Raw genomic sequence first — 14,745 nt, forward strand, 5'->3', positions numbered from 1 at the left:
ACGACAGGACCTGCGGTACGCCACCGCGTGCTTCGGTTGCCCCGGGTCGAACCGCCTGGTCTGATGCGCCCATGACTGTGCATCCGGAGGTCAACCGCGCGATCGAGGCGGTGTGGCGGATCGAGTCCGGGCGGGTGATCGCGGCCCTGGCGGGGCTGGTACGCGACGTGGGCTGGGCCGAGGAACTTGCCCAGGAGGCGCTGGTCACCGCGCTGGAGCGATGGCCCCACGACGGCGTACCGGCCAACCCCGGGGCGTGGCTGACCACGGTGGGCAAACGGCGCGCGATCGACGGGCTCCGGCGCCGGCAGGTGCAGGACCGCAAGGTCGCCGAACTCGGCCGTGACCTCGCCGAGGAGACCTTCACCCCGGACTTCGACGCGGCCTTCGAGGAGCGGATCGACGACGACCTGCTCCCGCTGATCTTCACCGCCTGCCATCCGGTGCTCACCCCGCAGTCCCGGGCGGCGCTCACCCTGCGGATGCTCGGCGGCCTGAAGACCGAGGAGATCGCCAAGGCGTTCCTGGTGCCGGAGGCCACCATGGCGCAGCGGATCACCCGGGCCAAGAAGACCCTCGCCGAGGCGAAGGTGCCGTTCGAGGTGCCCGGCGTGGCCGAGCGGGGCGAGCGGCTGGCCAGCGTGCTGGAGGTCATCTACCTCATCTTCAACGAGGGGTACGCGGCGACCGCCGGCGACGACTGGATGCGTCCGGCGCTCTGCGAGGACGCGTTACGCCTGGCCCGGGTGCTGCAACGGCTGATGCCGGACGAACCCGAGGTGCACGGGCTGGCCGCGCTGCTGGAGATCCAGGCGTCGCGGACCGGAGCACGCACCGACGCCGACGGCGAACCGGTGCTGCTGATGGAGCAGGACCGGCGGCGCTGGGACCGGCTGTTCATCCGCCGGGGCCTGGCGGCGTTGGACCGCGCCCGAGCCACCGGGGGCCCGCCCGGCCCGTACACCCTCCAGGCGGAGATCGCGGCGTGCCACGCGCGAGCGGGTACCCCGCAGGAGACGGACTGGGCGCGGATCGCGGCCGGCTACGCGGAGCTGGCCCGGATCGCGCCGTCGCCGGTGGTGGAGCTGAACCGGGCGGTGGCGGTCTCCTTCGCCGACGGTCCGGCCGCCGCTCTTCTGGTGGCGCGCGCACTGGTCGACGAGCCGGCGCTGGCCCGCTACCACCTGCTGCCCGCCGTGATCGGGGACCTGCTGGCCAGGCTGGGCCGTTACGACGAGGCTGCCGCCGAGTTCAGCCGGGCGGCCGAGTTGACCGGCAACGCCCGGGAACAGGCGCTGCTGCGCGACCGGGCCGCCGACAGCGCCCGAGGGGTACCGCCGCGGCGCTGAAGAGGCGCTGAAGAGAGTCCCGGAAAAAGATCCGTCCGCCATGTCGAATCCCGGCCGGGCCGCTCGACGCGTCAGTGGAGGCCGGGGCGAACCGGCACGGCACACCGGCGGTCGGCCGGCGGGACGAGGAGGCACGGATGGCAACGGCGACGAGCGGGAGGCCCACGGCGACGAGCGGGAGGCCCACGGTGGCGGGCGGCGGCACCCGGCGTACGACGCGGGTGTTGCTGGCCGGCGGGATCGCCGCCGGCCCGGTGTTCGCGGTGTCGGCCACGGCGCAGGTGCTCAGCCGCGACGGGTTCGACCTGACCCGGCAGCCGCTGAGCCTGCTCGCCCTCGGCGAGCACGGGTGGATCCAGATCGCCACCTTCGTGGTGAGCGGGCTGCTGGCCCTGGCCGGCGCGGCCGGGATGCGTCGCGTGCTGCGCGGCCAGCCCGCCGGCACCTGGGGGCCGCGGCTGGTGGCCGCCTTCGGTGTCGGGACCATCATCGGCGGGGTGCTGGTCTCCGACCCGAGCATGGGCTGGCCGGCCGGCGCGCCGGAAGGGCCAGCGGAGACGCTGAGCTGGCATGCAATCGGCCACGGGGTCGGCGCCATGCTCGCGTTCCTGTCGCTGACCGCCGCCTGCCTGGTCTTCGCCCGCCGGTACGCCCGCGACCGCCAGCGCGTGGCCGCCACGCTCTCGCTGGCCTGCGCGATCGTGGTGGCCGTCGTCATGGCCTGGCCGGATCAGGGCAGCCTCAGCATCCGGATGGCGCTCGGCTGCGCTCTGCTCTTCGGCTGGCTCTCGGTGGTCTCCGCCCGGCTGCTGGCTGTTTCGTCCCACTGACGTAGGTACAACAAACTGGAAGGCAGGATCGATGCGCTTCATGCTCATGCACAAGCTGGACGAGAACAAGCCCGAGCTGTGGAACCCGAGCCCCGATTTCATCGCCCGGATGGGGGTCTTCATGGAGGAGGCCGCCCAGGCGGGCGTGCTGCTCGCCGGTGAGGGGCTGCGGCCCAGCAGCGTGGACGCCGGCCGGATCACCGTCACGGGCGGCAAGTCGACCGTCACAGACGGGCCGTTCACCGAGACCAAGGAGCTGATCGCCGGGTTCGCGCTGATGCAGGTCCGGGACAAGGCGGAGGCGATGGAGTGGGGTCGGCGGTTCGCCGAACTCTTCGCCGAGGCCGGTACCGACACGGAGGTCGACGTCCGTCGGGTCACCGAGTGGGAGGACCTCGCGTCGCAGCCCTGACCGGCTCGGCTGCTGCGCTGACCGGGGGCGGGGCCTCCGGTCAGCGCAGCTCGGCGGCTCGGTCGGCCAGGCGGGTCAGCGCCGGTACGGCGGCGAGCAATTGCTCCCGGTCCGCCGCGTCGAGGCCGGCCAGCGCGGCGGCGAGGACATCGCGGCGGTGCTGCCCGTACGCGGCGATCTGCTCCCACGCCTGTTCGGTCAGCCCCAACCGGACGGTACGCCGGTCCTCCGGATCCCGGTCCCGGCGCAGCAGACCGGCGGCGGTCAGCTCGCCGACCAGGGTGCTCACCGTGTTGGCGGCCGTGCCGAGCCGCTCGGCGGCCTCCCGGACGCTGATCCCGGGCTGGCGCTGCACCAGCCGTAGCACCTCCACCTGCGCGTCCGGCATCAACGCGCGGCCGGTCCGCTGACTGGCCCGGCGGCGCAGCACCCGGTGCAGGTCGCCGAGGGCGGCACCGAGCTGGCTGAGCGTCTCCTCGGTCACAGTGGAACCCTTTCCAGCTGCGATATCTCTGTAGGCAGAGCTATCGTAGCCGGGCGCCACCAACCAACCGAGGGGACCGCCGATGCCGCAGACCGCCGCGCCGTCCGTACGCCCGCCGGAGCGGTTCGCCGCACCCACCGGCCGGGCCGCCGTCGCGCTGCTGGTGCTGCTCGGCTGCCTCACCGCGATCGGGCCCCTGTCGCTGGACACCTACCTGCCGGCGTTCCCCGGGATGACCCGCGACCTGGCCGCCAGCCAGGCACAGATCCAGCTCTCGCTGACCACCTGCCTGATCGGCATGGCCCTGGGCCAACTCGTCACCGGTCCACTCAGCGACCGCTGGGGGCGTCGCCTGCCGGTGCTGGTCGGCGTCGGCGCGTACACCCTGTTGTCACTGGTCTGCGCCCTCGCTCCGTCGGCGGAGACCCTCGCCGTGGCCCGCTTCGCCCAGGGCTTCGCCGGCGGCATGGGCACGGTCGTGGCCCGCGCCGTCGTCCGCGACCTCTACTCCGGCCGGGCCGCCGCGAAGTACTTCTCCCGGCTGGTCCTGATCTTCGGCATCGCACCGATGGTCGCCCCCGCCCTCGGCAGCCTGGTGCTCAACGTCGGCGACTGGCGCACCATCTTCGTCGCCCTCGCCCTGGTCGGTGCCCTGCTCGCCACCGCCGTCGCGTGGCGGCTGCCGGAGACCCTGCCCGCCGCGCGACGCAGCACCGGCGGCCTGGCCGCGACCGCCGCCGCCGGCCGCGCCCTGCTCGCCGACCGCGTCTACCTCGGGTACGCGCTGACCCAGGGCCTCGCCTTCGCCGGACTCTTCGCCTACCTCTCCGGTTCCTCGTTCGTCCTCCAGGACGTCTTCGGCCTCTCCGCCGGCACGTTCAGCGTCCTCTTCGGTCTCAACGCGCTCTCCTTCGTCGCCGTCGGCCAGCTCAACGCCCGACTACTCGACCGCTACGATCCCCGACCGCTGCTGGTCAGCGGCCTCGGCCTCGGACTGCTCGCCGCCCTCGGTGTGCTCGCCGGGGCACTGCTGGACACCCTGCCTCTGGTCATCGTCGCGCTCTTCGTCTTCCTCGGCTCGCTCGGCCTGGTGATGCCCAACGGGACCGCGCTCGCCCTGGACCGGCACGCCTCCCGCGCCGGCACCGCTGCGGCGCTGCTTGGCGGCGTCCAGGCCGTGGTCGCGGCCAGCGCCGCACCACTGGTCGGGCTCGGCGGTGAGGGCAGCGCGATTCCGATGGCCGTGGTACTCAGCGGCGCAGCCGCCGCCTCCCTCCTGATGCTGCTGACCCTCGCCCGCCCCACCCGCGTGCAGTAGGGCGGCTACTGCGGCTTGTCGGCTATGCCGGCTTGTCGGCGAGGGCGGCCGAGAGCCGTTCCAGGTAGTCGTCGACCTGCCCCATGTGGTAGCCGCGCAGCGCGACGGTCAGCGTCGTGCCGGTCCGGTCCAACTCCGCCCTGATCGCCTGACGCTGCGCCGTCGAACCGGCGGTTCGCGCCGCCAGACCCCGCAGGACCAGGCTGTCCACCATCCGTTTGTCATAGCCGCGCAGCGCCGAGTCGAAGACCGGCTCGTCGAGACCTTCCGGTCGGCGTTGCCGGGCGTCGGTGAAGCGACCGCCGCTGACCCGGGTCAACTCGGCTGCCACCTCGTCCGCCGACTGCCGCACGTCGGCGAGGTCGAGCAGGACCAGCGCGGCCCGGCCGTCGACCGGGCTGCGGCCGGCGAGCGGACGGTCGATGGTCGACCCGGCCGGGACCAGCAGCAACGACGGGGATGGTGTGCCGGCATCCGCGGCCTGGCCCAGCACGATCGCGTCGATCTCGGCCCACGACACCAGCCGGTTGAGCCCGGCGACCTTCAGATCCAGCCCCTCGGCCGCGATGCGGAACCTGAACGGCCGCAGCGACCGGGCGGTGATCCAGCCACCCGTCAGTAGCGCGGCTCCGACGAAGATCCAAGTTCCGATCCCGGCGGAGTCCACGCCGGGCAGCAGGGACCCGCCGAACGCGAGCAGCAGGACGCCGAGCGCCAGCGAACGTCGATTCCTGCGCAGTTCCACAGCGACACCTCGATCTTGTAAGCGGCCGTGCAGAGCATGGCACGCCGACGCAACCGGCACCGACCCATGATCAACGCGAACCTGGGTGTGGCGGTTGACTGCCGCCTCGTCCGCCATGGCTCGGTTCGAAGCAGGTGGCACGATGCCGACCTTGCCGGTCCCGGAGCGTCTCGCGCGGGCTCTGCACAAGAAGCTCGACGTCAGGTTCACCCCCGACGCCGACGCTGCCTGAGTCGCGTCGACACCACCTGCGGCACTGCCCACCGGAGGAGAAACGCCCAACGTCTCCCTGCTGATGCTGCTGACCCTCGCCCGCACCCGTCACCAGTGATCTTTGATGCTCAGCCGGCCTGGGTGCCCCGGCTCGGCGACCGTGCGATCAGGACCGACAGCTCGTCCAGCAACGAGTCGACCTCGGTGCGGTCGTAGCCCAGCTCGCTGGCGGGCAGCTCCGCCCGGGCCCGCTCGAAGGTCGCCTTGGCTGCCCAGCGTGGCAGCAGCTGATCGATGAGCAGCCCGTCTCGGCCCTGCCGGATCAGGTCGTCCACCTGGGCAGGCTCGTATCCTCCCGGCCTGATGTTGAAATCCGGGGAGTCGAAACGTGCGCGGCGCAGGTGGCGGACATCCGTGAAGCGGCTGCCGGCGAAGCGGGCCAGGGCCGCCGCCACCTCGTCCACGGACTGCCGGACATCGGCAAGATCGAGCAGGATCAGCGCAGGCCGGCCGTCGACCGGGCTCCGGCCGTCGAGCGGGCCCTCGACGAACGAATTCGTGGGCGGCACCAGCAGCAGCGACGAGGAGATGGGCTGCTTCTCGCCGATCGTCGGCACCTGTTGGTCGAGGACGATCGCGTCGACCTCGGTCCACGGCACCGCCCGGTTGAGGCTGGCGACCCGTAGGACCATCCCGTTGGGCCCGATGTGGAACCTGAACGGACGGCGTTCGGCGAGGACGACCCCGCCGCCCACCAGCAGGGCGAGGAGGCCGACGATCCACCCCAGCACGGTGAGGTACTCGAAGCAGCCCAGAACGAACGCGCCGGTCGCGAAGAAGACCAGTCCGAGCACCAACGCGCCGCGGCGTCTACGCAGCTCCATCGACACCCCGATCCAAGAGCCGTTGCGCAGAGCATGGCACGGCGGCTCAACACGAAGCCACGTCGAATCAGGCCGTGTCGAAGTCGGGGATGGTGATCGTGCCGTCCGCCGCGATCGGGAAACCCGGATTCCAGGCGATCTCCCAGAGGTGACCGTCCGGGTCGGCGAAGTAGCCGGCGTACCCGCCGTAGGAGGTGTCGCGGGCCGGTCGGGTGACCGCGGCCCCGGCCCGGGCGGCGGCGGCCATCAGCTGATCCACCTCGCCGCGCTCGCGCACGTTGTGTGCCAGCGTGAACCCGGCGAACCCGCCCGCACCCCGGTCGTCTACACCGGCGTCCTCGGCCAGCGACTGCCGCGCCCACAGCACGACGGCGAGCCCGCCGGCCTGGAAGAACACGGTTCGCTCGACCTCCTGGCCCTGCCAGCCGAGCTGCCGGTAGAACTCGCGGGAGCGGGCCACGTCGCGGACGCCGAGCGTGATCAGGCTGAGACGCTGCTCCATCACGGCAACCTACCCCGGCATGGCGGGGCTACCCGAGGGGAACCTGGACGGCGACGTCGTGCTTCGAGTAGAGCGTGGAGATCTGGTTGGCGCCGTACTTGTCGCGGAACATCGCCACGACGTGGTCGACCCGGTCGGCCTCGGTGATCGGGGTGGCGCTCGAACTCAACGCGGTGCCGTTCACGGCCAACTGGACCATCGGAGTCTGCCGGACGTTCTTGTACCACTGGCTGTCCGAGCCGGTCACCGGCACCAGGAAGACGTTGTCGTCCTCCTGGACGAACCACACCGGATGGGTGATCTGCCGCCCGGTCCGGCGACCGGTCACGGTCAGTTCGACCTCGTGTACGCCATCAAGTTCGTCACCGATCGCGTTGGTCATGGTGTCCCCCGCAGCTTGCCCCCGACGATGCCTCTGCTCGCCAGGCTAGGGACCGACGCCGGTCCGCGTCGCCGGATCCGGCAGCTTCGCCGGCAAAACAGAGAAACTCCCGGTGCCGCGCCCGCGGCACCGGGAGTTTCTGTTCAGGTCAGCTCAGCGGCGCGCCGCCGGGCTGCACGACGTTGTTCACCGTCAACTGGTACGGCGCGTACTGCGCGACCTGCTCGGTCGGCTCGTCGTAGGCGACGATGGCGACCACCGTGGGGAAGGCGGTCAGCAGCGCCGTCTGGATCAGCCCGAGGGTGAAGCCAGACTTGCCGTCGACCTCGAACTGCAGGGCCAGCTTGAGCTTCTCGTCGATGCCGACGAACCGGACGTTCCAGTTCGCCACCGCAGTCGGCGCGATCTCCGACGGCGAGTCGAACGCGTCGAGGTTCGACCCGTCGCTGACCAGCGTGCCGCCGACGGCGATGTCGTCGATCAGCAGGCCACCCTCGTTGACGCCACCGTCGCTGACGTACCGGATGCTGACCAGCACGTCCTGCCCGGCGTACGCCGACAGGTCGAACGAGTGCGGCTCGAAACCGGTGGTGGTGCCGTTGAGCGCCGGGCCGAGCGGACCGTCGATGGTCTGGTCGCCCTCGATGACGGTGTAGCTCTTGCCGCCGTCGGTGGAGATGCTGACGTAGCCGTAGTCGTAGCCGGCCTCGGCGCCGTACTTCGCGAGGAAGGTCAGCGTCGGGTCGCCGGCCGGCACGGTCACCGGCGTGACGGCGGCGGCGTCGAGGCTGTTGCCGTTGCCGGACCAGAGCACCGAGTTGCCCGGACGGTCCGGGTCGTCGGTCACCGTGGTCCAGGCCAGCGGCACCGCCGGCAGCGACTTCGCGCCGCTGAACCTGATCGAACGCAGCTCGCCCCGGCTCAGCGGCTTGCCGTTGGCCTTGCGCAACTGGACGTAGTCGGCGCCGTTGGGTGCCGCGCCCGGTGTCGCGTGCGAGGCCGGGTTGGCCAGGTTGACCGTGGCGTTGAGGCTGGCCGAGGTGACCTTGCGCTTGTCGACGCCGAGCGTGACGCCGAGCTTCGAGTTGCCGACGATCCGGTCGACCAGGTTCATCGTCTGGTAGTCGTGGATCACGTCGTACAGGTCCTTGACGCCCTCGTCCTTCAGCGCGGCCTCGATGCTGGCCAGCCCCTGCAGGTCGCCGTCGCGGTGCAGCTTCGAGATGAAGTCCAGGCCGTAGCGGTCGTAGAGGAACAACATCAACGAGTACGCGTTGCCGTAGTCGGCGAGTACGGCGTTCGGATTGCCGCCCTCGTCCCAGAGGTTCAGCGAGTTCTCCGGGCCGCCACAGTCCCGGGGATTGGTGTTGTAGTCCGTCTGGACGGTGCCGAAGCCCTGGAAGCAGTAGATGTGACTGTCCGCGCCCGGCTGGTCGACCCGGGCCGTGGCGTCGGAGTAGCCGCCGAGCGTCTGGGCGAAGTCGGAGAGACCCTCGTTGATCAGGATGCTCTCGAACGGGTCGGCGTAGTAGTGCGCCAGGTGCTGCCACTCGTGGATGAACGTGCCCTCGTACAGGTTGGGGCGGGCCGGCCGGCTGGTGCACAGGTCGTCGGTCGGCTCGTTCGGCGGGTTCACGCCCGTGCGGTGCGCCCAGTCGAACGCGTCGATCGTCATGACGTTGCGGTCGAGCAGCTCGTTGAAGAGCGAGAAGAAGAAGCCGGCGATGTAGGTGGGCGCGGCCGGGAAGTCGTAGAAGTTGTCGTCCCGGACGTTGTCGACAAGCGTCACGGTCCGGTTGCCGGCACCGGTGAAGTCCCCGTCGATGGAGGCGTTGCTGCCGTCCCGATCCGGCGGGGTGCTGAACGCCGCCGTGGACTTCGGGTACATGTTGGTGTCGAACTCGTCGACCAGGTCCGCGACCTGCGCGTCGGTGATGACCGTGGAGTTGGCGACCTGCCGCCGGCAGTCGCCCTCCGGGAAGGCGGTGTCGTTGGCGACCCACACCTCGATGTTGTCGCCCACGCCACGCAGCGTGTACGGCTTCAGGTAGATCACGCCCTGGTAGTCGTCCAGCGCGAGCCACTGCCGCACGGTGCCGACCGGCGGCGTCTCGGCGGCCTGCGACCGCCGCGTCTGGGTACGCGGCTGATACTGGGTGGGTGCCTCAAGGCTCTCACCGTTGAAGGTGAAGTCTTTCCGGTTCAGCTCGCGGACATCGCTGGCGACCCCGGAGGCCGGCACCGGAGCGGGCCGCACCACGGTGGCCTCCGGGTTGGCCGACGCCGGCTGGGCGATGACTAGTAACGGTAGGACGATGGCGCTGGCTGCTATCCCCGCGAAGCGGCGTCGTGCCACGAAACCTCCTCATTGGTGGAAGACCCGCCCGACCCCGGGTGGCCGGCTGTCGGTGGATCTACGCACGCTGATCGAGCGTCTCCGTATCCTGTGCACGTGGACTCTCATCAGGCAACCCCTGGGGGCTGCCGGCTGGCACGAGATGCCGCAAGTCGCGGCTTCTACCTCGCCGGATAGCCCGGGATGCCGCAACTCGCGACGCTCGCAGCCCGTGGCGCGTTCGATGGACTCTTGTGCGCCCTGCCTGTCCCCGAGCGCCCGTTGGGGCCTCCGGCGGGCGGACCTGGATCGCGGCATCCTCAGTCTGGACGATGGCCGTTCGACTGACTAGCCGTCGGGTTCAGCGTCATCCGCAGGCTGTCGTTATGCGGCGATGGCGCGGGCGGCGGCGTACATGTCGGCGGGTAGCGGATGGTCCAGCCGCCACACGATCCGCATGGGCCGGTCGCCGCTGTGTTCGACGTAGGTCATCGGCCCGGCGTACAGGTAGGCCGGTGCGCCGAGATCCCGGTCGGCAATCCTGGTCTCCCGCACGAAGAGATGCACGGTCGAGCCCCGCTCGGCGTGGTGGATGTAGCGCTGCCCGGTCGCCGACGCCGACGACGTGGTGCTCTGCGACTCCCACTGGAACAGCGTCTCGGTGATGGCCCGGTCGGCGTACATGGTGGTGGGGGAGTAGTGCTGCTCGGACTTGACCAGCGTGACGAAGAAGATGTCGGCCTTGGCGTCTGGCAGCCACTTCACCCCTTCGCGCAGCGATCCCGGCTTCGACATGCCGAAGCCGGCGCACGCCTCGTTGCGGCTGTACCGGGCGTGCACGTTCAACGGCAGCCCTCCGACGGGCTGCGTCACCCGGTGAATCCGGTCGCGTAGCACCTCGGTGACCTGCCGCAGCTCGGCGCAGCGGGCAGGCTCGGCGAGTAGCCGCGACAGCCGCTCCTCGCGTTCGGTGAGCGGCGCGTTCGGCCCCCACAGATCGAAGTGCAGCATGTCCCACAGCGGCCCGGCCGCCGGCCGCTCGCCGGCCACCATCCGGGCCAGCAGGTCGAGCCGGTCCAGGTCGTCCAGGTGCAGCAGCCGCCCGATGGCCCGACCCAACTCGCGGTCGTCCCGCCCGCCCGTTGAGGTTTCCAGCCCGGCGAGCCGCCGCAGCCCGGTCCACCCGCCGACGCTCGCCGACCGGTAGACGTCCTCGATCTCCACCCCCGCCTCGTGCAGAAACACATCAAGGCCAACGTCTCCGAGCAGCCGTAGCTCCTTCGCCAGCCCGGTCTTCGAGGTCGGCATGGCTGACTTCAGGTTGGCCAGCACGATGTCCTTGGCCACCCGATCGAGCTGGATGTGACAGCCGCTCGGCAGGGAGGGGAAGTCGTCGCGTACCGCCTCGGTTATCGCGCGGCGGCTGACCCCGGTCAGGGCCCGCCAGCGTAGGTCGAAGCGGAAGTTGGCGTGCTGCCCGCCGATGAAGTCGAGCACGGTCAGGCACGGTTTGTCGTCGTCCAGGCGCAGCCCACGGCCGAGCTGCTGAAGGAAGATCGTGGCACTCTCGGTCGGCCGCAGCATCAGGATCGTGTCGACCATCGGCAGGTCCACACCCTCGTTGAACAGGTCAACGGTGAACAGCACCTTGACCGTGCCGTCCCTGAACTCCTTGAGCAGCGCCTGCCGACCGGCCGCGTCGACGCGGGACGTGATCGCCGCCGACCGCACACCATGCCTGCCGAACCAACCCGCCATGAACTCGGCGTGCCCGATGCTCACGCAGAACCCGAGCGCCCGCATCCGGTCGACGTCGACGCTGTCCCGTACCGCCCGCAACACCATCCGCGCCCGCGCGTCGTTGCCGGTGTAGACGCCGTCCAGCTCCGCCGGGTCGTACCCCTGCCCGCGCTTCCACCGCAGCTGCGACAGGTCGACGTCGTCGTGCAGCCCGAAATACTGGAACGGCGCGAGCAGTTGCCGCTCCAGCGCCTCCCACAGATGCAGCTCAACGGCGGCGCGACCATCGAACCACCGCCGCACGTCGCCGCCGTCACTGCGGTCGGGCGTCGCCGTCAATCCCAGCAGTACGCGCGGCGTCAGCCGCTCCAGCAGTCGGGCGTACGTCGGCGCTTCCGCGTGATGGAACTCGTCGACAATCACAATGTCGTACGCCCCGGGGTCGATCTCCCGCCGGTGCAGCGACTGGATCGAGGCGAAGACGTGCCGCCAGTGCTGCGGCTCCCGACCCCCGACGAGCGTCTCGCCGAAGCTACCGTCCCCCATGACCTGCCGGAACGTCGCCAAGCTCTGCCGCAGGATCTGCTCCTGATGCGCCACGAACAGCAGCGAGTCGACGGCCTTCTCCCGGTGCAGCCGGCGGTAGTCGAGCGCCGCCACCACCGTCTTGCCCGTACCGGTGGCCATCACCACCAGATTCCGCCAGCGGCCATGGACCTTCCGCTCGGCGTCCAGGTCGGCCAGGACCTCCGCCTGGTACGGGTACGGCCGCACATCCAGGTTGGCGATCTCGGTCGACGCCTCGTCGCGTCGTTCCCCGCGCAGCGCTGTGCGCAGCCGCTCGCCGTCCCTGCCCGGGTGATAGTCCTCGAACGCCGGATCGTGCCAGTAGTCCTCGAAGGTGGCGGTGAACGTGTCGATGACGTAGGGCTGCTCGACGTTGGAGATCCTGACGTTCCACTCCAACCCGTCGACAAGCGCCGCCTTCGACAGGTTCGACGAACCGACGTACGCGGTGGTCATGCCGTTGTTGCGACGGAACAGCCACGCTTTGGCGTGCAGCCGGGTGGTCCTGGTCTCGTAGGAGATCTTGATGTCAGCGCCGAGTTCGGCGAGACGGTCGAGGGCGCGCTGGTCGGTCGCGCCGAGGTAGGTCGTGGTGATGACGCGGAGACGGCCGCCACGATCGATCAGGTCGCGGATGGCGGGCTCGATGATGCGCAGGCCATGCCACTTGATGAACGCGCAGAGCAGATCGACCTGGTCTGCGGACGCCATCTCGTGAGTGACCTCGTGACCGATGCGCGGCTGATGACGACCGTTGACCAGCAGCGCGCCGGTCGAGAGCGGGGTGGTGGGGCGTGGCGGGAAGGTGGGCTGCGCGGGTGGGGTCGGCGGCGCGGCGATGGCGTGCAGAAGGTGCTTCGCGTCGGTGACTTGGTCATCGATGGTGGCGGCCTGCGGGCTCAGGGCGGCGATGGTCTCGGCGATGCGGTTGGCCAGCTCGACCTGATGGTGGAGCCTGTCGTCCCCGCCAGTGACAGCGTGCAGGGCGCGATGCGCCAGGGCGGCGATGTGACGGGCAAGGGCATCGGGGGCGTCAGCCGGATCGAGTTTCCCGTGCTGAATCAGTGTGGCGTCGACCCGCTGGAGCCGATCGGCCAGGTCGCGCGTGACGACGTGCTCGTATAGACCCCGCTCAAGATCCGTCACCCGCGAACCCAACCACTTCTCGTCGTTCCTGCTGATCTCGCGGTCTTGCCGGTTCGACACCGCGACGATCAGGCCGGATTCAGTGCAGGTAGGAGGCTGGCGGTCTGTAGCCGGTCGTAGGCCAGCTTGATGTGCGGGCGTGTGAAGAGGCGTGCCTTACGGCCACTCCAACTACGAACTCGCTCGGTCAACTCGGCGAGGTCGCTGGTTGGCGGAGTCAGCGTAGCCGCGTAATGGACGGTGGCCAGCAGCTCAAGGCTGTAGGGGGCCTCGAAGCCGTCGACCAGCCGGGAAAGTTGCTCCAGGGCGTCGGGCGGTGCCGAGCCCTGGGCCGCCCACCAACTTGCGACCGCTTCGGTGGCGTCGGCGGTGAGCCGGATCGGCTGGAGCTCCTCGACCCGTGCCGACCGGTCGCCGAAGCCGGTCAGGTAGTGCCCTTCCAACCGGTCGAGGACGTGGTTGAGGTTCTCGGCGTACGGGCCGTATCGACCGCGAGTGAACTCCAAACGCAGCGGCTGCCCCAGGACCTGGAGGAAGTAGGCGATCTTCTGGATTTCCAGGAGGGTGACCCCGTCGCGGGGTTCGATGGCCCGTGCTCGTTGCAGGTAGCCGTCAATGGCCCGCAGCAGGGTGGCTCGCCCGGGGGTCAGCGAGGGCTTCTCGGTGGCTACCGGCATGTCGGCCGGATCCGGAGCCCCCTCCGGCGGGAAGAGCAGCACCCGCACGTCGGGGAGCTCGGCGAAAGCCTGCTCGATAGTTGGCCGGACCTCGTCCCAGTCCAGTCCCCCGTTACCGCAGCCCAGGGCGGGCACCGCTACTGACGTGATCTGCCGTTCGCGTATGACGCGGACGAGATCAGCGAGGCCGGCTTGGATGTCGGGCAGCTTGGAGTTGGCTCGCCAGTGGCCCTTAGTGGGGAAGTTGATGACGAATCTGCGGAGGCCGAGGCGGGTCGAGTCGAACACAAACATCTGGCCCAGCCGGACCTCGTTCTTCGCGCAGGCCGCGCGGTAGGCCGCGTAGTTGGCCGGGTAGGCGCGCTTGAACTGGAGAGCGATGCCCTTGCCCATCACCCCGACCGTGTTCACGGTGTTGACCAACGCGTCGGCGTCAGCGGTCAGCAGGTTGCCATGACTGAGGATGATCATCAGCGCACCTCCCTCCGCGTGTATCCGTAGTACCAGTTCGGTCTGACATCAACGTATGGCTCGATCATGCCAGCGTCATGGAGGACCTGCCTCACCTCTTCCCGCCGTTCCGCTGTCCGTACGGCGTAACCGGCGAGCAGGTGGAGAGGAAACTCACGGTGCACCAGGAACTCGGCAGCCCGCCGGCGCTTCCGGTCCATGTCCTCGGGGATATCCTTCCAGACTTTCGCTCGCATCAATGGCCAGTCGACGAGAGTCGCCAGCTCATCGAAATCGGTCGAGAAGGTGGTGAGCCCGGCAGCACAGTTGCCGTCACTCGCCACCCAGGGGAGGCCGGCGGCATGAACTTCCTCCACCGTGCTCAACAAATAGACGAGCGGATCATCCCCTCCTGGGTAGCAACCCTGCCTTCCTTCCCGGTGATCGCACGCGATCCGAAACATCATCGGGGAACACGGGGCGAAGTAGAACGGTACGTAGTCGGCTACGACGCCGCCCGGCGGGCAGGGGACGGGCCGATGCCGTCGATGAGTCTTGATCTCCACGGCGCCGACGTTGGTCGACAATTGCGGGCCGACTCCGGCATCCGAGAAGAGCCGACCAGCTTTCAGGATGCGCGGCAGGTTGTCGATGTGCGTAAAGTGCATGATCCAGATCGGTCTTGGCCGGCTGTCGGTTCCGGTTGCCATC

Annotated in this window: 13 protein-coding genes; 4 read left to right on the plus strand and 9 right to left on the minus strand. The window is 69.8% G+C overall.

Annotated elements, in window-relative coordinates:
- Positions 1-71 precede the first annotated feature (71 nt).
- The 3 genes from BMY89_RS22985 (at position 72) to BMY89_RS22995 (ending at position 2,591) form a co-directional block, all read left to right on the plus strand.
- Complete coding sequence (locus BMY89_RS22985; RefSeq protein ID WP_092382133.1) at positions 72-1,349, plus strand: RNA polymerase sigma factor; 1,278 nt, start codon at positions 72-74, stop codon at positions 1,347-1,349.
- A gap of 137 nt (positions 1,350-1,486) precedes the next feature.
- On the plus strand, positions 1,487-2,179 hold the full coding sequence (locus tag BMY89_RS22990; protein ID WP_092382256.1) for a DUF998 domain-containing protein: 693 nt from the start codon (positions 1,487-1,489) through the stop codon (positions 2,177-2,179).
- Positions 2,180-2,210: 31 nt separating this feature from the next.
- The gene (locus BMY89_RS22995; protein WP_092382134.1) at positions 2,211-2,591 is read left to right on the plus strand and encodes a YciI family protein; all 381 of its coding nucleotides are present in this window, start codon (positions 2,211-2,213) and stop codon (positions 2,589-2,591) included.
- 40 nt (positions 2,592-2,631) lie between these two features.
- Here BMY89_RS22995 and BMY89_RS23000 read toward each other — a convergent pair whose 3' ends face one another.
- A complete protein-coding gene (locus BMY89_RS23000; RefSeq protein WP_092382135.1) occupies positions 2,632-3,075 on the minus strand; it encodes a winged helix-turn-helix domain-containing protein in 444 nt (147 codons plus the stop codon).
- An 82-nt stretch (positions 3,076-3,157) separates the two neighbouring features.
- On the opposite strand from BMY89_RS23000, the gene BMY89_RS23005 reads away from it, so the two are divergent.
- Positions 3,158-4,393: a multidrug effflux MFS transporter gene (locus BMY89_RS23005; RefSeq protein WP_092382136.1), complete on the plus strand. Its 1,236-nt coding sequence runs from the start codon at positions 3,158-3,160 to the stop codon at positions 4,391-4,393.
- A 22-nt stretch (positions 4,394-4,415) separates the two neighbouring features.
- Here BMY89_RS23005 and BMY89_RS23010 read toward each other — a convergent pair whose 3' ends face one another.
- The 8 genes from BMY89_RS23010 to darT form a co-directional block, all read right to left on the minus strand.
- Positions 4,416-5,138 carry a DivIVA domain-containing protein gene (locus BMY89_RS23010; RefSeq protein ID WP_092382137.1) on the minus strand — a complete coding sequence of 241 codons (723 nt, stop codon included), beginning with the start codon at positions 5,136-5,138 and terminating at the stop codon, positions 4,416-4,418.
- A gap of 341 nt (positions 5,139-5,479) precedes the next feature.
- Positions 5,480-6,235, minus strand: a complete 756-nt coding sequence (locus BMY89_RS23020) for a hypothetical protein (RefSeq protein WP_139217998.1) — start codon at positions 6,233-6,235, stop codon at positions 5,480-5,482.
- A gap of 67 nt (positions 6,236-6,302) precedes the next feature.
- On the minus strand, positions 6,303-6,737 hold the full coding sequence (locus BMY89_RS23025) for a VOC family protein (RefSeq protein ID WP_092382139.1): 435 nt from the start codon (positions 6,735-6,737) through the stop codon (positions 6,303-6,305).
- A gap of 28 nt (positions 6,738-6,765) precedes the next feature.
- On the minus strand, positions 6,766-7,119 hold the full coding sequence (locus tag BMY89_RS23030) for a nitroreductase/quinone reductase family protein (protein WP_092382140.1): 354 nt from the start codon (positions 7,117-7,119) through the stop codon (positions 6,766-6,768).
- A gap of 148 nt (positions 7,120-7,267) precedes the next feature.
- Positions 7,268-9,475, minus strand: a complete 2,208-nt coding sequence (locus BMY89_RS23035) for a choice-of-anchor J domain-containing protein (protein WP_232521502.1) — start codon at positions 9,473-9,475, stop codon at positions 7,268-7,270.
- Positions 9,476-9,838: 363 nt separating this feature from the next.
- Positions 9,839-12,907 (minus strand): DEAD/DEAH box helicase, encoded by a 3,069-nt coding sequence (locus BMY89_RS23040; RefSeq protein WP_092382257.1) that lies wholly within the window; start codon positions 12,905-12,907, stop codon positions 9,839-9,841.
- 68 nt (positions 12,908-12,975) lie between these two features.
- A complete protein-coding gene (gene darG, locus BMY89_RS23045; RefSeq protein ID WP_092382142.1) occupies positions 12,976-14,055 on the minus strand; it encodes a type II toxin-antitoxin system antitoxin DNA ADP-ribosyl glycohydrolase DarG in 1,080 nt (359 codons plus the stop codon).
- Positions 14,055-14,744, minus strand: coding sequence for a type II toxin-antitoxin system toxin DNA ADP-ribosyl transferase DarT (gene darT, locus BMY89_RS23050; RefSeq protein WP_092382143.1), 690 nt, complete (start codon positions 14,742-14,744; stop codon positions 14,055-14,057). The genes darG and darT overlap by 1 nt, the downstream gene beginning before the upstream one ends.
- Between the last annotated feature and the right edge of the window lies 1 nt (position 14,745).

It is taken from the genome of Micromonospora phaseoli (genome assembly GCF_900109115.1).
GTDB lineage: Bacteria > Actinomycetota > Actinomycetes > Mycobacteriales > Micromonosporaceae > Micromonospora > Micromonospora phaseoli.

Coding starts and splice junctions, on each gene's coding strand:
- BMY89_RS22985 (WP_092382133.1), top strand. CDS start 72: ATGACTGTGCATCCGGAGGTCAACCGCGCGATCGAGGCGGTGTGGCGG.
- BMY89_RS23030 (WP_092382140.1), bottom strand. CDS start 7,119: ATGACCAACGCGATCGGTGACGAACTTGATGGCGTACACGAGGTCGAA.
- BMY89_RS23005 (WP_092382136.1), top strand. CDS start 3,158: ATGCCGCAGACCGCCGCGCCGTCCGTACGCCCGCCGGAGCGGTTCGCC.
- BMY89_RS22995 (WP_092382134.1), top strand. CDS start 2,211: ATGCGCTTCATGCTCATGCACAAGCTGGACGAGAACAAGCCCGAGCTG.
- darG (WP_092382142.1), bottom strand. CDS start 14,055: ATGATCATCCTCAGTCATGGCAACCTGCTGACCGCTGACGCCGACGCG.
- BMY89_RS23020 (WP_139217998.1), bottom strand. CDS start 6,235: ATGGAGCTGCGTAGACGCCGCGGCGCGTTGGTGCTCGGACTGGTCTTC.
- darT (WP_092382143.1), bottom strand. CDS start 14,744: ATGGCAACCGGAACCGACAGCCGGCCAAGACCGATCTGGATCATGCAC.
- BMY89_RS23025 (WP_092382139.1), bottom strand. CDS start 6,737: ATGGAGCAGCGTCTCAGCCTGATCACGCTCGGCGTCCGCGACGTGGCC.
- BMY89_RS22990 (WP_092382256.1), top strand. CDS start 1,487: ATGGCAACGGCGACGAGCGGGAGGCCCACGGCGACGAGCGGGAGGCCC.